Raw genomic sequence first — 20056 nt, forward strand, 5'->3', positions numbered from 1 at the left:
CAGTTCACGTAGCCTTCGAGCGCAAGCTGTTCGTAAACCTGCGTGACCGTATTGCGCGCGATCCCGAGCTCGGCGGCCAGGAGCCGCGACGACGGCACGCGCGTGCCGGCCGGCAGTTCGCGCGACAGGATCGCCTGTTGCAGCAGCCGGTGAAGCTGCCGGTAGATCGGCTGTTCGCCGCCGCGCACGAGGCGCTGCGCCAGCCAGTCCGACAACACGCTCGCGCGCATGATTGGCTCCTGAATATTTATTGAAATGGCTCTGATTGCCAGAGCCAAATGTGATTATAGTCGCCTCCATGGGCTGTCGAAGCGCCCGATTTTCTACTCACCGGAAAGAACATCAAGGAGATGACCGTGAAGAATGCCGACCTGCAGGCCCGCAAGAACGCCGCCACCCCGCGCGGCGTTGGCGTGATGTGCGATTTCTACGCAGCCCGCGCCGAGAACGCGGAACTGTGGGATGTCGAAGGCCGCCGCTTCATCGATTTCGCCGCCGGCATCGCGGTGCTGAACACCGGCCACCGCCACCCGAAGATCGTCAAGGCGATCGCGGATCAGCTGAACAACTTCACGCACACCGCTTACCAGATCGTCCCGTACGCGTCGTACGTCGAACTGGCTGAAAAGATCAACGCTCGCGCGCCGGGCGATTTCCCGAAGAAGACCGCGTTCTTCACGACCGGCGCGGAAGCCGTCGAGAACGCGATCAAGATCGCGCGTGCAGCGACCGGCCGTCCGGGCGTCATCGCCTTCTCGGGCGGCTTCCACGGCCGCACGATGATGGGCATGGCGCTGACCGGCAAGGTCGCGCCGTACAAGCTGAACTTCGGCCCGTTCCCGGGCGACGTGTTCCACGCCCCGTACCCGAACGCCGTGCACGGCGTGACGACCGCCGACTCGATCAAGGCGATCGAGATGCTGTTCAAGGCCGACATCGATCCGAAGCGCGTCGCCGCGATCATCTTCGAACCGGTCCAGGGCGAAGGCGGCTTCTACGCGGCGCCGGCCGAGTTCGTACGCGCGCTGCGCAAGATCTGTAACGAGCACGGCATCCTGCTGATCGCCGACGAAGTCCAGACGGGCTTCGCGCGTACCGGCAAGCTGTTCGCGATGCAGCACTACGACGTGCTGGCCGACCTGATCACGATGGCGAAGAGCCTCGCGGGCGGCATGCCGCTGTCGGGCGTCGTCGGTCGTGCGGAAGTGATGGACGCGGCAGCGCCTGGCGGCCTCGGCGGCACGTACGCGGGCAACCCGCTGGCCGTCGCATCGGCGCACGCGGTGCTCGAGATCATCGACGAAGAGAAGCTGTGCGAGCGCGCAACGCAATTCGGCGACGCGCTGAAGGCGAAGCTGAACGCATTGCAGGCCGACGTGCCGCAGATCGCCGACGTGCGCGGCCCGGGCGCGATGATCGCGGTCGAGTTCCTGAAGCCGGGCTCGGGCGAGCCGGATGCGGAATTCACGAAGCGCGTGCAGACGCGTGCGCTCGAGCGCGGCCTGCTGCTGCTCGTGTGCGGCGTGTACTCGAACGTCGTGCGCTTCCTGTTCCCGCTGACGATCCCGCAAGCCGTGTTCGACGAAGCCCTCGTGATCCTCGAGGAAGTGCTGAAGGAAACGGTCGGCGTGCCGGCCTGAGTTTCCGTCGACTTCATCAACTGAATGCGCCGCCGCCGTCTTCGTGACGGCGGCGGCCGTTTCATCCGTCCTTTTCGAAGCAGGTGATTCATATGAGCACTGTTCAGGAAACCCTGGCACTGAAAGACCCGTCGCTGTTCCGCCAGCAGGCGTACGTCAACGGCGAATGGCAAGGCGCGACGAACGGCGAGACGTTCGAAGTTCGCAACCCGGCGACGGGCGGCCTCCTCGGCACCGTGCCGGCGATGGGCACGGCAGAAACGCGTCACGCGATCGAAGCCGCGAACGCCGCATGGCCGGCGTGGCGCAAGAAGACCGCGAAGGAACGCGCGGTCGTCCTGCGCAAGTGGCACGACCTGATGATGGAAAACGCCGACGACCTCGCGCTGATCCTGACGACCGAGCAGGGCAAGTCGCTGGCGGAAGCGAAGGGCGAAATCGGCTATGCCGCATCGTTCCTCGAATGGTTCGCGGAAGAAGGCAAGCGCGTGTACGGCGACACGATCCCGACGCCGGCGAGCGACAAGCGCATCGTCGTGACGAAGGAAGCGATCGGCGTGTGCGCGGCGATCACGCCGTGGAACTTCCCGGCGGCGATGATCACGCGCAAGGTCGGCCCGGCACTCGCCGCAGGCTGCCCGATCGTCGTGAAGCCGGCCGAGGCGACGCCGTTCTCCGCACTCGCGATGGCCGTGCTGGCCGAGCGCGCGGGCGTGCCGGCGGGCGTGTTCAGCGTCGTCACGGGCGACCCGAAGGCGATCGGCGGCGAGATGACGTCGAACCCGATCGTGCACAAGCTGTCGTTCACCGGCTCGACGCCGGTCGGCCGCCTGCTGATGTCGCAGTGCGCGGCGACGGTCAAGAAGGTGTCGCTGGAGCTCGGCGGCAATGCACCGTTCATCGTGTTCGACGACGCCGACCTCGATGCGGCCGTGCAGGGCGCGATCGCATCGAAGTACCGCAACAGCGGCCAGACCTGCGTGTGCACGAACCGCTTCTACGTGCATGAAGCCGTGTACGACCAGTTCGCGCAGAAGCTCGCGGCAGCCGTCGGCCAGTTGAAGGTCGGCCGCGGTACGGAGCCGGGCGTCACGCAAGGTCCGCTGATCAACGAAGCAGCCGTGCTGAAGGTCGAAGCGCACATCGAGGACGCGCTCGCGAAGGGTGCGACCGTCGTGACGGGCGGCAAGCGCCACGCACTTGGCCACGGCTTCTTCGAGCCGACCGTGCTGACGGGTGTCACGCCGGCGATGAAAGTCGCGAAGGAAGAGACGTTCGGGCCGCTCGCACCGCTGTTCAAGTTCGGCAGCGACGACGAAGTGATCCGCCTCGCGAACGACACCGAGTTCGGCCTCGCCGCGTACTTCTACAGCCGCGACATCGGCCGCGTGTGGAAGGTGGCGGAAGCGCTCGAATACGGGATGGTCGGCGTGAACACGGGCCTGATCTCGAACGAAGTCGCACCGTTCGGTGGCGTGAAGCAGTCGGGCCTCGGCCGCGAAGGCTCGCACTACGGCATCGACGACTACGTCGTGATCAAGTACCTCTGCCTCGCCGTCTGACGGTTCAGGGCCTGGCACTTCGGTGACAGGCCCTGACCGCCCGGCCGGAACCGGGCGGTCCGACGCGGGCCGGCGTCCCTCTCCGTCGTGCCCGCGTCATCTTCTGCGTTAAGTCGGTACGCTCTAAGCCTGCATGCTCCGCGCACGCGACAGCGGCAGCAAAGCCACTCTCTGCCGAACGGCATACCCCGCCAGTTTTCGTTCAAGTCTCATTTCTCGTTCACCAGCAAACCGCTAGATTGAGCGTTCCGCCTCGATCCTGTTTGCTCGTTCATGAACACCTCTCCTGACTGCCCGGTTCACACCTGCCCGGCGCACTGCGCCCCTCGGCCACTTCGTCACATTCGCCCCAGGCTCCACCGATTCCCAAGGTGCATCATCGCCGCTCCGAATCAGGGAGCGCGCTCATAATCGTCAGTACCGCCAATCGCCGATTGCTCCCACCGCCACGTAGCACGAGCGGCACGCGCAATCACCAACCGTTCAACGTCATCTACGACGGGCCAACGCTCGCCGAGCACCGGATGGACGTGCGCGACCTCGCGCCGGCACTGATCGCGATCGCCGACCTCTTCACGTCCGCCAACAAGGAACTCAATGGCGAGAACGCCGAGGTCCGTATCGAGGTGCGAGGCAGCTTCAAGGCCGGTTCGTTTCACTCCGTTCGGATCTTCGTCCAGTCGCTCGCGAGTCAGATCCGCGACCTGTTCGCCGGGCCGAGCGCCGGGGCGTTCAGCAACGCGCTGGCGATCCTCGGTGCACTCGGCATCATCGGAGGTGGCGGCCTGATTGGCCTCACCGGCCATCACATGGTACGACGTTTAAGTCGCAATCCGAACCAAAAATCGTACTCATCCCATATACAAAGAAAATACTTCCAGCCACTGTCTATGGCTCGTCCACGCTCCAGAGTTTCAAGTCAATGAAAGAAGAGGAACACACCGACCGTCGACGTAGAAGGTGCCACGATCGACCAAGATGCGATGCATGCCCCGGAGTCGGCCGATCGGGTCTTGACCTACTTCAATTGAGGACATAGCCATGAGTCGACGAGCGATCAGAAACGGCGACGCAACGACAACCGGTGGAATCGTCATCGCGGGCACTGCAAGCATATTCGTGAACAACAAGCACATTGCCTTAGACGGCGATAAAGCGACATGCGGAAACTGCGAGGGAATGTTTCCGATAGCAGGAAGCGCGGTATCCGTTGTCGGAGGCGGACGCGCCGTAGCCGTGGAGGGCGACGCGGTACTTTGTCCATGCGGGCAAAACCTTTTAGTCGCCGGCAGTGACTGCACGTTTTTCATTGGGGGCGGCGGCCATGGCTCGGCGTCCCCGTTCATCGGATATTCAGCATTCGCCCCCACTCGAAACGAGTCGGCATCAGGCATCCATGACGAACAATACGTGTTACGTGAGGCGGATAGCGGGCGACCGCTGGCGAATGTCCGATATCGGATTTGCCTATCAACCGGAAAGATATTCACCGGCGTGACAGACGCAACAGGCCACACGCAACGCGTCACATCCGAGTATGCGGAATCGATCAAGTTCGAAATTACGAGGAACAGAAATGTCGGATCCTGACGACGACTACGTGCTGGTACACGACACGGCCATGACAAACACAAGGCCGGGTTCCAAGGTGTATGTCGATATCAACACGAAGCCGATATGCCCGAACGTGAGCAATGAAGAATTCAGAAAAATCGTGATGCGTGCTCGCTACGAAGCCGTCCGCCTGATTAATGCCCGTATTGCAGCGCTAGCAGGATGGGACGCGAACGAACAAGCGCGCGTCACCACCTATTTTGGACGTGCTAACGCGCAGATTCGCAACACGTTATCGACCCGTCTTCCGCGATTGCGCTCCGCGATGCAGGAGTTAGTGCCAGAAAAGATTGTTCGATGGGACAGCGAAGCCAGCAGGAATTTATCTTGCGCAGTCGTACCTGACAGCGGCCAAAACCGTGCCGCCGTTTGCAAACCCGACTCCCATAAACGAGTCATCGCCATCTACTCGTCATTTTGCAGCGACCCGTTTGGCGAGTTATATCATGAGGCACAGATAAAGGTGTTGATTCACGAATGCACCCACTTCACCGACACATTCGATTCCGATGATTCCATGTATGGCAACACCGAATTCGGGATGAAGATTTTCGCAATGAACAACCCGGATCTCGCCATTAATAATGCCGACAGCATTACCGGATACATAGCAACCTTTGACAAGACCATCGAGTAATGAACAGCAATTACCTCAAATCCAGCGCTGCAGCCTGTGCGCTCATTCTGTCGTCAATGCTATCGAACCTAGCGGTGGCATGCACGATAGGCGAGGAAGCGCGATTGCGACTTCCAGTCAACACGTTCACACTTTCCAATGCAGACAGAGTGACGATAGCCGATAGCGTTATCAAGGCAAAAAAATGGCCAAATGTCAAAATTCAAGCGATCATAATTGCGGGCGCCTTCGCTTCCGAGAAGAACATCGAAAAACTGAAGGAATTGCGCGGAGAAAGCATAAAGGAGTATTTAAAACAGCTTGACATCAGCGTCGATCACATTTTGATCGACAAAAAGACATTTACCGGTGAAATGATCACGCGACGATCGGACGGCACAATAAAAACCAATCAGATCATCGTGGAATTTACGCCGATATGTGAAGGTAGCTGTGCATGGATGTGCGACGACCCTCGCGTGACGCCGCACAGCAAACTCATCGATCGATGATCGCGGAGCACTCGCGTCTGCGGTGTTCTCGTTCCCCAATGCCAACAATGTCGCGAGGTGCGATACCGAGGGTGACTAGGGTCCTAACCGCCGTCACGCTCGCGTTGAGCTGTGCACATTTGGCGTTCGCATGCGACGGTCCATCGAACATGCCCGGTTGGGGTTTTGATGTTCGATTCGACAACAATTCAAGCGACATTTCTACCACCGAACTGGCGAAGCTTTCCGTATGGTCGAACGATATGCGCAATCGCTTCCCCATTGTCGACGTGGTGTCGATCGTTGGTCTAGCGGAGCCAACGGAGAGAAAACCGGCAGTTCTTGCGCATCGACGTGCTGCGACCGTTAAAGCCGCACTAGAACAATTTTCGATTCGAGGCGAACGAAATTCCATGATCGCCCGAATCTACAAGTTACCGTTTCCCGCGAGCGAGTTTGACGATACAGGGCGGCGTGTCGAAATCACATTCGGTCCAGGATGCCCCAACCATTGTTGCCCGAACTTAAACCCGATACCGAAGGCGCAATGACTTTGCGGGACACCCCACACCGGCCCGCGCAATGAGGGCCGCCGTCCCCCTGCCTCACCCTTCCGCCCCCCCCTCCTCTCCGCTGTCACGGCACTGCGATCCCCGCATCGGCTTGGGTCGAACGGCTGACCGTCGCCATCAGGCCGCGCCACGCCCGCAAAGCCCATCCGCCCGAACAAAACCGAAAAACAAAAGCCCTCGCGATATCGGCACAAGCGTGTACGCACGAACCTTTCAAATTTGATACGATTCAATTTCATTTTGAAAGGTTTCGGGATACCGAACCGAGGGTGCCGGCGTCCGGCGCGAACCCAGTCTGAACGACTGGGCACCAGGCGCAGGCGGTCGTCGTGGATCTTCGAGCCACGCCAAACGAGGATGCTGTTCATGGAAAGCCACGTAGGACCAACGTGCCTGCGCGCCCAACTCAAGCGGGGGCTGCTCGAGATCAAAGTCGACGCTGCCGCCCTGCCCCCTGCGAACCTGTTCGGCTTCGCAGAGCGCCGGAATCCCAGGCGAGCATTCCTCTTCGTTTCCAAGGTCCTGGGCCGTCACATCCCGGCGCGTCCGTCGATCATGGCGGCCAGCTTCGAGCGCCTGGCTGCCGAAATTCCGGCGGACCTGCCCGGACCGGTACTGGTGATCGGCATGGCAGAAACCGCAGTGGGTCTCGGTGCCGGCGTGCACCGCGCCTATCGTGCCGGCCGCCCCGACAGCGTGTACCTCACCAGTACGCGTCATCCGCTCGGCACCGACGTCTTCGCTCGCTTCGAGGAAGAACACAGCCATGCGAGCGCTCATCTGATCCACTTGCCGGTCGATCCCGAGATCCGTGACCTGATGCTGAAGGCGCGATCGCTGGTCCTGGTGGATGACGAAGCCTCCACCGGCAAGACCTTCGTGAACCTGCACCGCGCGCTGGTCGAAGCGGGTCTGAGCAACGTCCAGCGCGTGGTTACTTGCGTCCTGACCGACTGGACTGCCGGTACCGTTCGTCAATCCATCGGGGAACCGGTCACCGCGGTATCGCTGCTGACCGGCTCCTACCAGTTCCACGAGGATCGATCCGCGCCCCTCCCCGAAATGCCGAACGTCGGCGCCGTTTCCATGGGCGAATGGCCTCTCTCGCCCCGCAATGACTGGGGACGTCTGGGCGTTCGGCATGTGGACGACACGCTCGCACCGGAAATTCAGGTCCAGCCCGGCGAGAAAATCATTGTCGTCGGTACCGGCGAGTTCGTCTGGCGTCCTTTTCTGCTGGCGGAACGCCTGGAGCGATCCGGCGCGGATGTCCACTTCAGCTCGACCACCCGGTCCCCCATCGCGCTGGGCCACGCGATCGGGCACGCGCTGTCGTTCCCCGACAACTACGGCCTCGGTATTCCGAACTTCCTCTACAACGTGAGGCCCGGCCAGTTCGACCGGGTCCTGATCTGCACGGAAACCCCCTCCCGGGCCCTGCCTGCAGAACTCGTCGACGCACTGAAAGCCGAGGTGATCGTCGATGAGCGGTAATCGCCCCCTGGCATTCGTCGACCTCGACGACACCCTGTTCCAGACCGCCCGCAAGATGGCGGAAGGCGTCCCGCGATCGACGGCCACGCTGGATGTGCACGGTCAGCCGAACGGCTTCATGGACCCGGTCCAGCACGCGTTCATCACGTGGCTGCTGGCCACCGCCGACGTCGTTCCGGTCACCGCGCGCAGCGTGGAGGCATACGGCCGCGTCAAGCTTCCCTTCGTCGAAGGCGCAATCTGCTCGCATGGGGGCGTCATGCTCCGTCCCGACGGATCACTCGATCGAAGCTGGCACGGGCAAATGGTCGAGGCCCTCCGGAGCGTTCAGGACCGACTGCCGGCACTCAGCGAGGCCACGCTGGAGATCGGCAAGGCACTCGGCTACGCGCTCCGCGGCTGGGTGGTGGAAGAAGAAGGCTTGCGTCATTACGTGGTGGTCAAGCACAACGAGTCCGACGACTCGGTGCTCGCCGAGGTGCTGGCCGAAGTTCGGTCCCGGCGCATGCTGGACGGCATGCACGTTCACGCGAACGGCAACAACCTCGCCTTCCTGCCAACGGGGCTGGCCAAGCGCGCGGCCGTTCACGAGTGGCTGCGCCGCGACCGCGAGCTCCACGGCGAGCGACCGGTTCTGGGCTTCGGCGACAGCATCACCGATCTGGGGTACATGGACCTCTGCCACATGTGGGCGACACCGGCGCGCAGCCAGCTTGCGAACTGGGTGACGGGGACGATCCATGGGTAATCGCCTCGCGAGCCTGAACACCGTCGGCAGCGGCAGCTACGCCCCCGAAGACGTGCACTTCCTGCTGCGACACGTGCGGATGAGCGTCACCGACGTCGAGGAGAAGGAGCGTCTGATTCAGACGAATCAAAAGCATTACTCGGAAATGATCGGCCTCGAGCAGGCTCCCACCGACGTGCACAAGCGCCTTTACGCCCGCGCGCTGGTGCAGAACGGCGCCCGCATGGCTTCGGATGTGCAGTCCCTCGCGATGGCGCTGAGTGGCGCTTACACCGGGCCGGACATCGCCCTGGTCTCATTTGTTCGCGCCGGCCTGCCGCTTGGCGTGCTGCTGCGCCGGGCACTCGTGGAGACGGGGCGCGACGCTCGCCACTACGGGATCAGCATCATTCGCGATCGCGGGATCGACACGGTTGCGCTGGAAGCCATCATCCGGTTGCATGGCGCCGAAAACATCGTCTTCGTCGATGGCTGGACCGGCAAAGGTGCCATTTCCGGCGAACTCGCACGGACCCTGGCGGACGACTCGCGCTTCCCTGAAGGTCCGCGCCTCGTGGTCCTGGCAGATCCGTGCGGCCGCGCATGGCTGGCTGCCTCCGCACAAGACTGGACAATTCCGTCCGGCATTCTCGGTGCAACCGTTTCCGGGCTGGTGTCCCGCACCATCTGGCCGGCTCAAGGCGGCCTGCATGGTTGCGTGGTCTACGAACACCTGCGCGAACACGATGTCACGCGCGAGTTCATCGACAGGATCGATGCCGAACGCCGGGCGCTGGCAGACGCTCGTCCTGCCGTTCCGTGGACCAACGATCAGCGACTGGCACTCCAGGCGTCCGCGGACAACGTAGTGTCCGCGTTGGCGACCCGCTTCGACATCGGCAACCTGAACCGCGTGAAACCGGGTATCGCCGAGGCAACCCGAGCGGTCCTGCGCCGTGTGCCGGATCGCGTACTGGTACGTGACCGCGATGACAGCGACGTTCAGTTGCTGTTGCACCTCACCGAACGCGCGGGCGTGACAGTAGAGGAAGCGGGCGCCGATCTGGGCCCGTATCGCGCGGCAACAATCATTCGGAATGCGAATTGATTAAAACCATTTCTCCGTTCGCCCTCGGGGCGACTCTGTACATGCCGGCCACCCGCAGCGACATCCTCGATGTGGTTTCCGGCACCAGGATCCCGGAGCTGCGCTCGCTGGTGGTCTGTCTGGAAGACGCGGTGGCGGCAATCGACGTCGAAAGCGCGCTGGCGAACCTGCAGGCGCTCCTCACGAATATCGATGCCCGGGGAGGGCGCGTCGAATCCGGTCCCTTGTTGTTCGTTCGGCCACGTGATGCCGCAATGGCGGCGGTTCTGAACGACTGGCCGCTGATGAAGCACGTCGACGGGTTCGTCGTACCCAAGTTGACCCTGCAATCCCTTTCGTCGTGGGAGCACGCGGTCAGTCATCCTGACCTGTACCTCATGCCGACACTGGAAACGGCCGACGTCTATGACCCGGGCGCGATGGTAGAGCTTGGCTCGGCCCTGAAGGCCAACCTGAACCGACGCATCATCGCGCTGCGAATCGGCGGCAACGACCTGATGGGGTGTCTAGGCCTGCGGCGCAATCCGGCCACCACGATCTACAGCACGCCCATCAGCTACGTGATCCCCATGCTTGCCGGAATCATGGGTGCTCAGGGCTTTGCCCTGACCGCACCCGTATTCGAGCAACTCGCTACTCCCCATCTCCTGAACGAGGAGCTGGAACTGGACATCGCTCATGGCCTGGTAGGGAAGACGGCCATTCACCCGAGCCAGATTCGCATCATTCAGGAGGCGCTGCGCGTGAGCCTCGAAGACTTCAACTGCGCCAGGCTGATCGTCAACGAGGCGGCCCCTGCCGTTTTCAAGCACAACGACGCGATGTGTGAGCCGGCAACCCACTACAAGTGGGCGGTCAACATCCTCGAACGCGCCAAGTGGCACGGCGTGAGGCCCACCGCCCCGAGTAGTAGCGAGCACGGCGTCCGACTGGCGGAGGCCGGCTGATGAGCGTGGCAATGCGCGAGGCTGCCCCCAAAGGAGCACGGTCTACTGCTCGCCGACTCGATGTCGGCCCGGCGGCAGCGGCGACTTGCGTCCGGATCAAGAGTCAGCAGCTGTCGCGCAAGACGAACCATGGCGACTCTTTTCCCGTGTGGCGGCAAACCCGCTCGCGGTTTAGCAAAGCTGGGGAATGTGACTCCGTCCGATCCCTCGCTCGAACACAAAACACTGAAGATCAACAAGGAGCGTAAAGATGGCACTCACCCTGAGCAAGAATCAGAGCATCTCGCTGGAAAAAACCGCCGGTCGTGGCTTGACCTCGATTAGTCTGGGCCTGGGTTGGGACCCGGTGAAGTCCGGTGGCTTCTTCTCGAAGATGCTGGGTGGCGGCAGCAACGACATCGACCTCGATGCTTCCTGCATCCTGCTGGACGGCGACATGAAATCCGTCGATCTGGTCTGGTTCCGACAACTGGAATCCAGGGACGGCGCCATCGAGCACTCCGGCGATAACCTGACGGGTGAAGGGGATGGCGACGATGAAACCATCCACGTCGACCTGCAGCGCCTGCCGGGCACCGTCCAGTACCTGGTGTTCACCGTCAACAGCTTCCGCGGTCAGACTTTCGACCAAGTCGAAAACGCCTACTGCCGCATCCTCGACGACTCGAAAAACCAGGAGCTGGCGCGCTTCAACCTGGCGGAGAAAGGTCGCCACACCGGTGTCGTCATGGCAAGCCTCAGCCGTGGCGGCGGCGGCTGGGAATTCAAGGCAATCGGCCAGTCCACCCACGGCCGCACCGCGGACGATCTCGTCAATCTGGCGATTCAGGCGGTGCGAGCATGACGACACTGGTACCTGGCGGAAATGCGCCGGTTGCCACCGGTCAATTGCGTGTGGACATCAACTTCGCTCCGATTCCAGGCGCGGAGATCGATATCTCCGCATTCGCGCTCAGTGCTGCCGCGAAAGTCCGGGGCGATGGCGACATGTGCTTCTACGGCCAAACCAGTGTCCTGGGTGGCGCGGTTCAGTTGACCACCACGACGGCCGGCCGGGCAACGTTCACCGTGGATCTCGGGCGGATCGACCCGGCCGTCGAGAAAGTCGCGCTCACCGCGACCATCCATGAGAACAAGGCGACCTTCGACCGCGTTTCGATGCTGGCAGTGGCCGTTACGGGAGGAATCGAGGCGCAAATTCCGACTGCCGGGATGAACGAGACTGCGCTGATCCTCGGGGAGTTTTACCGCCGTCAGGACGCGTGGAAATTCCGCTGTGTCGCGCAAGGCTTTGCCGGCGGCCTGGAGCCGCTCGCAAAACACTTCGGCGTCGACGTTGCCACGCCTTCCGGTAGCCAGGCGCAGAGCCCTCCCGTGCCGCCCCCGGCACCCGTACCGGCGCCGGCGCCGGCGCTCGCACCGGTACCGCCTGGCGCGCCGACGTCCACGATCCGACTCAGCAAAATCACGCTCGACAAATCGCGCCCCAGCATCAGTCTGGAGAAGACCGCTGCCGGCTTCGGTGAAATCAAGGTGAACCTGAACTGGAACCAGGGTACGAGTGGCCTGCTCGGCGGCTTCCTGGGAAAACGCGGTGCCATCGACCTGGACCTGGGCTGCCTGTTTGAAATGCAGGACGGACTCAAAGGGGCCGTGCAGGCGCTCGGCAAGCGTTTCGGCGACCTGCGGGAGGAGCCCTACATCCAGCTGATGGGAGATGACCGTACGGGCTCGGTTGCCGATGGCGAGTGGCTTCGCATCAACGGGCAACAGTGGAACAAGATCGAACGCATCCTGATTTTCGCGTTCATCTACGACGGCGCTCCGAACTGGAAGGCAACTGACGGTGTGGTAACCATTTTCGTGCCTGGCCAGTCCGAAATCGAAGTTCGCATGAACGAGGAGGGAGGCCGCCACGGCATGTGTGCGATTGCCCTGCTTGAAAACGTGAACGGGGCCGTCAAGGTCTCTCGTCGCGTCGACTTCCATCCCGGACACGAGGAAATGGATCGTGCCTACGACTGGGGTATGCGCTGGAAAGCGGGCTCCAAGTAACCATTGACCCGGCGGGGCCGTCCGGCCCCGCTCACTGAGAGAAAACACATGCTCGATTGGCTGAAAACCAACGCGGCCAAAGCCCGCGAAACCTTGACCATCGAAGTCGCCAAATTCAAGAACCGGACGTTCATGGAGGCAACCGCCAATGCTTGCGCGCTGATCTCCGCCGCGGATGGCGAGATCAAATCCGAAGAGAAGCTGAAGATGGTCGGCTTCATCAACAACTCGCCGGAATTGAAGGTCTTCAACCTGAACGACGTGATCAAGGTGTTCAGCGACGCCTGCGGCAAGTTCGAATTCGATTTCCAGATCGGCCAGGCCGAGGCGCTGAAGGCCATCGGCAAGATCAAGGGCAAGGACGGAGAAGCCCGCTTGCTGGTGCGCGTGGCCTGTGCCATTGGCGCCTCCGACGGTCATTTCGACGACAAGGAAAAAGCGGCTTGCCGCCTGATCTGCCTGGAACTCGGCTTGAACCCGGTTGACTTCGAACTGTAGGAAACCGAAACGTGGAAACGACACCCATTGGCTTTCCGCCGTTGACCATGGCCGTATTCGTCGGGCTGGCGCTGGCCGCCCTGCTGCTGGACATGGTTACCCACCGCGACGACAAACCGATCACCCTCGCCCGTGCGTCCATCTGGTCGGTATTCTGGGTGGCCATCTCCCTTGCATTCGCCGGCTTCCTGTACGTGCAGCATGGCGCGGAAGTGGCCAGCCTGTTCCTTACCGGTTATGCACTGGAGAAGGTCCTCTCCGTCGACAACCTGTTCGTCTTCATGGCGATCTTCGCCTGGTTCAAGGTCCCGGACGGCATGCGTCACCGCATCCTGCACTGGGGCATCATCGGGGCCATCGTGTTCCGCGGTGTCTTTGTCGTCATCGGTACCGGCCTGCTGGCATTCGGCCCGTGGGTCGAGATCGTCTTCGCGCTGATCGTCGCGTGGACCGCCGTCATGATGCTCAAGGGCGGTGACGACGATGACGAGGAGAAGGATTACTCGCAGCATCTTGCTTGCCGCTTCGCGAAAAAACTCTTCCCCGTATGGCCCAGGCTGCACGGCCACAACTTCTTCGTGAGCCGCAAGACGCTCGAGGCGGAAGTACGGACGGCCGGGAACGACAAGAGCCTGGCGGCGAAAGGCAACCTCTTCGCCACCCCGCTGTTCCTCTGTCTGGTGGTGATCGAAGTGTCCGACGTCCTGTTCGCGTTCGACTCGGTCCCGGCCGTCATTGCGGTCAGCCGTGAACCTTTGATCGTCTACTCGGCGATGCTGTTCGCAATCCTTGGCCTTCGCACCCTGTATTTCGTCCTGGAAGCGCTGAAGCGCTACGTGGTGCATCTGGAAAAGGCAGTGATCGTATTGCTGTTCTTCATCGCAGCGAAGCTGGGCTTGAACGCGACCGACCATCTGTTCCACCACGGCATCAGCATCTCCCCGAACACCAGCCTGCTCATCGTACTGATAGTCCTGGCTATCGGAATCCTGGCCAGCGTGATCTTCCCGAAAAAGGAAGAAGCGCAAGCCGAAAATCAGTAACCCGTCACAACCCAAAGGAGCTGTTTTCATGGCACTGACTCTTCAAAAAGGCGGCAACCTCTCGCTTTCCAAAACCGATCCGAGCCTGACCAGGATCCTGGTTGGCCTGGGCTGGGACCCGCGCGCGACCGATGGCACCGAATTCGATCTGGACGCCAGCGCATTCCTGCTGGGGGCCAACGGCAAAGTCCGCGGTGAAGCCGACTTCATCTTCTACAACCAATTGCGCAGCCAGGACGGTTCCGTCGAACATACCGGCGACAACCGTACCGGCGCTGGCGACGGCGATGACGAAGTCCTCAAGGTCGACCTCAGCCGCGTTCCGGCCGATATCGACAAGATCGCCTTCACGGTGACCATCCACGACGCCGAAGCGCGCAAGCAGAACTTCGGCCAGGTCAGCAATTCGTTCATCCGCGTCGTGAACGAGACCTCCGGTGCGGAGGTGGTCCGCTACGACCTGGCGGAAGACGCCTCCACCGAAACCGCAATGATCTTCGCGGAGTTGTACCGCAGCAGCGGCGAGTGGAAATTCCGCGCCGTTGGCCAAGGCTACGCCGGCGGCCTGCGTGCCGTGGCCAACGGCTACGGCATGAACTTCTGAACGGTCTCCTCACCTGAACAAGGAATCACACCATGGCTGTCAGTCTGTCCAAAGGCGGTAACGTCTCCCTGTCGAAAGAGGCCCCGGGCCTGAGCGAAGTCGTCGTCGGCCTGGGCTGGGACCCGCGCGTCACCGACGGCACCGAGTTCGACCTCGACGCGTCGATCTTCGTCACCGGTGAAAGCGGCAAAGTCCTGAGCGACGCCAGCTTCATCTTCTACAACAACAAGAAGTCCGCCGACGGTTCCGTCGAGCACCTGGGCGACAACCGTTCCGGCCAGGGCGATGGCGACGACGAGCAGGTCAACGTGAAGCTCACCGGCCTGGCGACCGACGTGAAGAAGCTGGTGTTCGCCGTCACGATTCACGACGCCGAAGCCCGCAAGCAGTCATTCGGCCAAGTGAGCAACGCCTATATCCGCGTCGTCAACAAGGCCGACAGCAAGGAAATCGCTCGCTACGACCTGTCCGAAGACGCCTCCACGGAAACCGCCATGATCTTCGGCGAGCTGTATCGCCACAACGACGAGTTCAAGTTCAAGGCGATCGGACAAGGTTTCACGGGTGGCCTGAAGCCTCTGGCAGAAGCTCACGGTGTGAGCATCGGCTAATCCGAAAGGCAGGAAAATCCCCGGTTTGGCCGATCACGCCGTTCAGTTCACAACTGAACGGCGTACTCCACGCATGAGGTCGGTCGCAATGCGTGAAGATTGACGGTTCAAGCCGCGATCACCGGAACACGTTCACCGCATCCACCAACCGCGTCGCCTGCTGCTTCAGGCTCTCCGACGCCGCCGTGCTCTGCTCGACCAGCGCCGCGTTCTGCTGCGTGATGTTGTCCAGATGCACGACCGCCTGGTCGACCTGCGACACGCCGGTGCTCTGCTCGGCCGTCGACGAGCTGATCTCCGCGATCAGGTCCGACACGCGCTTCACCTGCGCGACGATGTCCTCCATCGTCTTGCCCGCCTCGTCCACACGCCGCGCGCCCGACTCGACGCGGTCGACGCTCGCACCGATCAACGTCTTGATCTCCTTTGCCGCGTTCGCGCTGCGCTGCGCGAGCGCCCGCACCTCGCCGGCGACGACCGCGAAGCCGCGCCCCTGTTCGCCTGCGCGTGCGGCTTCCACCGCCGCGTTCAGCGCAAGGATGTTGGTCTGGAACGCGATGCCGTCGATCACGCCGATGATGTCGGCGATCTTGCGCGAGCTGGCCGTGATGTCGCTCATCGTCGTGACGACCTCGCCCACCGCCTGCCCGCCGCGTCCGGCCGCCTCGCTGGCCGACATCGCGAGCCGGTTCGCCTGCAGCGCGGTCTCCGCGTTGCTGTCGACGGTCGCCGTCATCTCGGCCATCGACGCGGCCGTCTCCTGCACGCTCGACGCCGCCTGCTCGGTGCGCGCGCTCAGGTCGTTGTTGCCCTGCGCGATCTCGTTGCTCGCACGCTGCACGTTGTGCACCTGCTCGCTGACGTCGTCGACGAGCCAGCGGAACATCAGCCCGAGCTGGTTGATCGTGCGCAGCGTCATGCCGATCTCGTCGACGCGGTTCATTCGAACGCCGCGCCGGCTTTCACCGGTCGCAACGTTCAGCGCCTGGTCATGCAGCCGCTTCAGCGGACGCACGATCTGCGCATCGAGCCACAGGCCGGCCGCCGCCGCCACACCGAGCGTCACGCCGGCAAACGCCGCGAGCCCGCCGCCGGCCAGCCCGCATGCCCAGCCCGCGCCGACGACCGCCGGTGCAAGCACGCACAGCGCCGAATGCACGCGTGCACGCACCGACATCGTCTGCGACAGCGACGCGATGCGCAGCAGCCCCGTGCGGATCACCAGCCCCTTGTGGAACCGGCGCTGGCCGGCCTTGCCTTCGCGAAACGCGCGATACAGCGCATCGGCGGCCTCGCTCTCGTCGTGCGGCGCCTTCGTGCGCACCGACATGTAGCCCTGCGGCTCGCCGTTGCGCATCACCGGAATCGCGTTCGCGCGCACCCAGTAGTGATCGCCGTTCTTGCGGCGGTTCTTCACGAGCGCGGTCCACGGCTCACCGCGCTTGAGCGTCGCCCACATGTCGGCAAACGCTTCGCGCGGCATGTCCGGGTGGCGCACCACGTTGTGCGGCTGGCCGACGAGATCCTCGTTCGTGAAGCCGCTCACCTGCGCAAACGTCGTGTTGGCGTAGGTGATGATGCTGTCTGCGTCGGTCGTCGACATCAGCGTGACGTCGTCGGGGAAATCGAATTCCTGTTGGGTAACGGGCTGGTTATTGCGCATGCAAGGCTCCGAAAAGCGGATCTGACGTCCGCGTCGCGCTGACTTCACGCTCAGTAGCCGAAAAACGGTTTATCGCTTTACGACGGTCTTCATCTTACTGTCGGCATATTGGGGAAAAACCTTACCCTTTCTTCGCATAAAATATTCAATTCGGCGGCCGCCATGATTTCGATCAAATAATCCGGCAATATTCGCTGCGTATGTTCATCCACCTGTCACGCCGTACCGCCCTGCCACATCGCGCGGCACGTCTATGTCGCCGGCCGTTGCACGCGGCGAAACGATTCCGTCTATCCTGCTCCATTCAATCGGCATTCGAATTCGATGAAAAAGGCATTGCACGAACTGAATCGGCTGTCCTGGAATACGGCGACAGTCGCACATAACAGTCATAAAGGCGATCAGGCCGCCTTTTTCCGCGAAGGCGGCTCGACGCTCTTTCCGGAAGAACGCGAATTGCTCGGCGACATCAGCGCGCTGCGGCTCCTGCACCTGCAGTGCAACGCGGGGCAGGACACGCTGAGCCTCGTGCGTGACGGCGCGGATGCAACGGGCGTCGACATCTCCGACGAAGCGATCGCGTTCGCGCGGCAACTGTCGATCGACGCGGGCCTGCCGGCGCGTTTCGAGCGCGCCGACGTGCTCGACTGGATGCCCGAGGCCGCCGCGCGCGGCGAACGCTTCGATCGCGTGTTCACGTCGTACGGCGCGATCTGCTGGCTGTCCGACCTGAACGCGTGGGCGCGCGGGATCGCCGCGCTGCTCGCGCCGGGCGGCCGTTTCGCGATGGTCGAGTTCCATCCGTTCGCGCTGTATTTCGACGAACACTGGAAGCCGCACTACGACTATTTCAAAGGCGACGCGACCGAGGAGCCGGCGGGTGTCGGCGATTACGTCGCCGCCTCCGGCACGGGGCTCGGCGCGCAGCACGACCATCCGGGCGTCGTCGATTTCGCGAACCCGCATCCGAGCTACGAGTTCATGTGGGGCATCGGCGAAGTCGTGAACGCGCTTGTATCGGCCGGGCTCGCGATCGACCGCCTGACCGAATATCCGTATGCGAACGGCTGGAAGGGCTTCGACGGCATGCGCGAGCTGGACGGCCACCGGATGGTGCCGCCCGACGGCATGCCGCGCTTGCCGCTGATGTATGGGATCGCCGCACATCGGGAGGCCGCATGATGCGCCGCACCGCCGCCGAACGCGACGCACTTTCCGCCCGCCTGCTCACGCGCGACGATGTGCCGCTCGTGTGGACCATCGACCGGCGCGAGATCATCGAGCACCTGTATGTGCTGCGTGACGGCGCGCTGCAGCTCGTGCCCGACTTCTATGACGTCGCGGGCTGGCCCGACGGCGAAGCCGACCACTACACGCCGATCCTGCTCGACTGCCACGATCGCGGCGGCTGGTGCCTCGGCATGTTCGACGGCGCACGGCTCGTCGCGGCGGTCGTCGTCGACAGCCAGTTGCTCGGCCCGCACCGCGACATGCTGCAGCTGAAGTTCCTGCACGTGAGCTGCGACTGGCGCGGCTGCGGGCTCGGCGAGCAGCTTTACCGCGCCGCACGTGAGCAGGCGCGCGCGATGGGCGCTGCGCGCCTGTATGTGTCGGCCACACCGTCGCAGAACACGATCGACTTCTACCTGCGGCTCGGCTTCACGGTCAGCGCATCGCCCGACCCGGCGCTGTACGCGCTCGAGCCGGAAGACATTCATCTGGAAGGGCCGACCGCCTGACGCACCGGCTCGCGGGCGAAGCGTAGAATTTCCGGCTTAGCCACTGCCGCCATCAGTCATCGCGGCATCACGGAGAGCGAAATTGCAGAACGAAGCGCAGCCGCAAGCCATGCCGAAGATCCTCGTCAGCATGTGCGTGGTCGGTCATCCGGTCCGATACAACGGGTCGGCCAAGACCGCCGCACACGAGGCGCTCGAACGGTGGCAGCGCGAAGGGCGTCTCGTGCCCGTCTGCCCCGAACTGGCCGGCGGCTTCAGCGTGCCGCGCCCGCCCGCGGAAATCGCCGGCGGCGAATCGGGGCAGCGGGTGCTGTCGGGCGCTGCGCGCATCGTCGACGTGAACGGAACGGACGTGACGGCGCCGTTCGTGTCCGGTGCGCACACCGCGCTGGCCCTCGCGCGCACGCACGATTGCCGCTTCGCGATCCTCGCCGACGGCAGTCCGTCGTGCGGCAGCACGTTCATTTATGACGGGAGTTTCGGGAACCGGCGGCACGCGGGCGCCGGTGTCACGGCGGCGTTGCTGCGCGAGCATGGCATCGAAGTGTTCGCGGACACCGAAATCGACGCGCTCGATGCGCGCCTCAAGCAGTTGTCGCAGGCCGGTTAACGACGATGCGCGGCACGAGGATTCTCGTGCCGCGCATCGATTCGGACAGGGCGAAGCGGTAACGCTGCCGCTTCACCCCGAGACGCAGGTCAGACGCGTTCGATCGCGATCGCGATGCCCTGGCCGACGCCGATGCACATCGTGCACAGCGCAAAACGGCCGTTCGTGCGATGCAGCTGATACATCGCGGTCGTCACGAGACGCGCGCCCGACGCACCAAGCGGGTGGCCCAGTGCGATCGCGCCGCCGTTCGGGTTCACGCGAGGATCGTCATCGGCGACGCCGAGCATGCGCAGCACCGCGAGACCTTGCGATGCGAATGCCTCGTTCAGCTCGATCACGTCGAACTGGTCGATCGTCATCCCGAGCCGCGCGAGCAGCTTCTGCGTGGCCGGCGCGGGGCCGATGCCCATCACGCGCGGCGCGACGCCGGCCGTCGCGATCCCGAGCACGCGTGCGCGC

Annotated in this window: 21 protein-coding genes and 1 pseudogene; 19 read left to right on the forward strand and 3 right to left on the reverse strand. The window is 63.0% G+C overall.

The features are described from left to right. A partial coding sequence (locus tag G3N99_RS15875) for a GntR family transcriptional regulator (protein ID WP_206122866.1) occupies window positions 1-230 on the reverse strand: 230 nt, incomplete at its 3' end. 126 nt (window positions 231-356) lie between these two features. Between G3N99_RS15875 and G3N99_RS15880 the strand changes: the two genes are divergently transcribed. The 16 genes from G3N99_RS15880 to G3N99_RS15955 all read left to right on the forward strand — a co-directional run bounded on the left by G3N99_RS15880 (window position 357) and on the right by G3N99_RS15955 (window position 15582). Continuing rightward, window positions 357-1640: a 4-aminobutyrate--2-oxoglutarate transaminase gene (locus tag G3N99_RS15880; protein ID WP_174941090.1), complete on the forward strand. Its 1284-nt coding sequence runs from the start codon at window positions 357-359 to the stop codon at window positions 1638-1640. A 92-nt stretch (window positions 1641-1732) separates the two neighbouring features. After that, a complete protein-coding gene (gabD, locus tag G3N99_RS15885; protein WP_206122867.1) occupies window positions 1733-3202 on the forward strand; it encodes an NADP-dependent succinate-semialdehyde dehydrogenase in 1470 nt (489 codons plus the stop codon). Window positions 3203-3726: 524 nt separating this feature from the next. Beyond that, a complete protein-coding gene (locus tag G3N99_RS15890; protein ID WP_241011675.1) occupies window positions 3727-4128 on the forward strand; it encodes a hypothetical protein in 402 nt (133 codons plus the stop codon). A 115-nt stretch (window positions 4129-4243) separates the two neighbouring features. Beyond that, window positions 4244-4792 carry a PAAR domain-containing protein gene (locus G3N99_RS15895; protein ID WP_206122868.1) on the forward strand — a complete coding sequence of 183 codons (549 nt, stop codon included), beginning with the start codon at window positions 4244-4246 and terminating at the stop codon, window positions 4790-4792. Further along, window positions 4779-5453, forward strand: coding sequence for a M35 family metallo-endopeptidase (locus G3N99_RS15900; protein ID WP_206122869.1), 675 nt, complete (start codon window positions 4779-4781; stop codon window positions 5451-5453). The genes G3N99_RS15895 and G3N99_RS15900 overlap by 14 nt, the downstream gene beginning before the upstream one ends. Continuing rightward, window positions 5453-5944, forward strand: a complete 492-nt coding sequence (locus G3N99_RS15905; RefSeq protein ID WP_206122870.1) for a hypothetical protein — start codon at window positions 5453-5455, stop codon at window positions 5942-5944. Before G3N99_RS15900 ends, G3N99_RS15905 begins: the two co-directional genes overlap by 1 nt. A 917-nt stretch (window positions 5945-6861) precedes the next feature. Then, on the forward strand, window positions 6862-7989 hold the full coding sequence (locus G3N99_RS15910; RefSeq protein WP_206122871.1) for a phosphoribosyltransferase domain-containing protein: 1128 nt from the start codon (window positions 6862-6864) through the stop codon (window positions 7987-7989). Continuing rightward, the gene (locus tag G3N99_RS15915) at window positions 7979-8737 is read left to right on the forward strand and encodes a trehalose phosphatase (RefSeq protein ID WP_174986001.1); all 759 of its coding nucleotides are present in this window, start codon (window positions 7979-7981) and stop codon (window positions 8735-8737) included. The genes G3N99_RS15910 and G3N99_RS15915 overlap by 11 nt, the downstream gene beginning before the upstream one ends. Next, window positions 8730-9824, forward strand: coding sequence for a cysteine protease StiP family protein (locus tag G3N99_RS15920; protein ID WP_206122872.1), 1095 nt, complete (start codon window positions 8730-8732; stop codon window positions 9822-9824). Before G3N99_RS15915 ends, G3N99_RS15920 begins: the two co-directional genes overlap by 8 nt. Further along, window positions 9821-10771, forward strand: coding sequence for an HpcH/HpaI aldolase/citrate lyase family protein (locus G3N99_RS15925; protein ID WP_241011676.1), 951 nt, complete (start codon window positions 9821-9823; stop codon window positions 10769-10771). The genes G3N99_RS15920 and G3N99_RS15925 overlap by 4 nt, the downstream gene beginning before the upstream one ends. Before the next feature lie 250 nt (window positions 10772-11021). Beyond that, window positions 11022-11615 (forward strand): TerD family protein, encoded by a 594-nt coding sequence (locus G3N99_RS15930; RefSeq protein WP_206122873.1) that lies wholly within the window; start codon window positions 11022-11024, stop codon window positions 11613-11615. After that, the gene (locus tag G3N99_RS15935) at window positions 11612-12826 is read left to right on the forward strand and encodes a TerD family protein (RefSeq protein ID WP_206122874.1); all 1215 of its coding nucleotides are present in this window, start codon (window positions 11612-11614) and stop codon (window positions 12824-12826) included. The genes G3N99_RS15930 and G3N99_RS15935 overlap by 4 nt, the downstream gene beginning before the upstream one ends. A 48-nt stretch (window positions 12827-12874) precedes the next feature. Further along, window positions 12875-13324, forward strand: a complete 450-nt coding sequence (locus tag G3N99_RS15940; RefSeq protein ID WP_011353886.1) for a tellurite resistance TerB family protein — start codon at window positions 12875-12877, stop codon at window positions 13322-13324. Window positions 13325-13335: 11 nt separating this feature from the next. Further along, window positions 13336-14367 (forward strand): TerC/Alx family metal homeostasis membrane protein, encoded by a 1032-nt coding sequence (locus tag G3N99_RS15945; protein ID WP_174941114.1) that lies wholly within the window; start codon window positions 13336-13338, stop codon window positions 14365-14367. Between the two features lie 28 nt (window positions 14368-14395). Further along, complete coding sequence (locus G3N99_RS15950; RefSeq protein WP_174941116.1) at window positions 14396-14971, forward strand: TerD family protein; 576 nt, start codon at window positions 14396-14398, stop codon at window positions 14969-14971. A gap of 32 nt (window positions 14972-15003) precedes the next feature. Continuing rightward, entirely contained in the window at window positions 15004-15582 is a 579-nt protein-coding gene (locus G3N99_RS15955; RefSeq protein ID WP_206122875.1) for a TerD family protein, read from the forward strand. 118 nt (window positions 15583-15700) lie between these two features. Here G3N99_RS15955 and G3N99_RS15960 read toward each other — a convergent pair whose 3' ends face one another. Then, window positions 15701-17245 (reverse strand): PAS domain-containing methyl-accepting chemotaxis protein, encoded by a 1545-nt coding sequence (locus G3N99_RS15960; RefSeq protein WP_174941120.1) that lies wholly within the window; start codon window positions 17243-17245, stop codon window positions 15701-15703. Between the two features lie 324 nt (window positions 17246-17569). On the opposite strand from G3N99_RS15960, the gene G3N99_RS15965 reads away from it, so the two are divergent. From G3N99_RS15965 to G3N99_RS15975, 3 genes are all read left to right on the forward strand, one after another. Beyond that, window positions 17570-18427: a class I SAM-dependent methyltransferase gene (locus G3N99_RS15965; protein WP_206122876.1), complete on the forward strand. Its 858-nt coding sequence runs from the start codon at window positions 17570-17572 to the stop codon at window positions 18425-18427. After that, a complete protein-coding gene (locus G3N99_RS15970; protein ID WP_206122877.1) occupies window positions 18424-18984 on the forward strand; it encodes an N-acetyltransferase in 561 nt (186 codons plus the stop codon). Before G3N99_RS15965 ends, G3N99_RS15970 begins: the two co-directional genes overlap by 4 nt. A gap of 82 nt (window positions 18985-19066) precedes the next feature. Next, window positions 19067-19594, forward strand: a complete 528-nt coding sequence (locus tag G3N99_RS15975; RefSeq protein ID WP_174941126.1) for a DUF523 domain-containing protein — start codon at window positions 19067-19069, stop codon at window positions 19592-19594. 89 nt (window positions 19595-19683) lie between these two features. Here the strand turns inward: G3N99_RS15975 and G3N99_RS15980 are convergent. Continuing rightward, window positions 19684-20056 (reverse strand): annotated as a pseudogene (locus G3N99_RS15980) (3-oxoadipyl-CoA thiolase); the annotation flags it as partial.

Source organism: Burkholderia sp. Ac-20392 (genome assembly GCF_017104585.1).
GTDB classification, from domain to species: Bacteria; Pseudomonadota; Gammaproteobacteria; order Burkholderiales; family Burkholderiaceae; genus Burkholderia; species Burkholderia lata.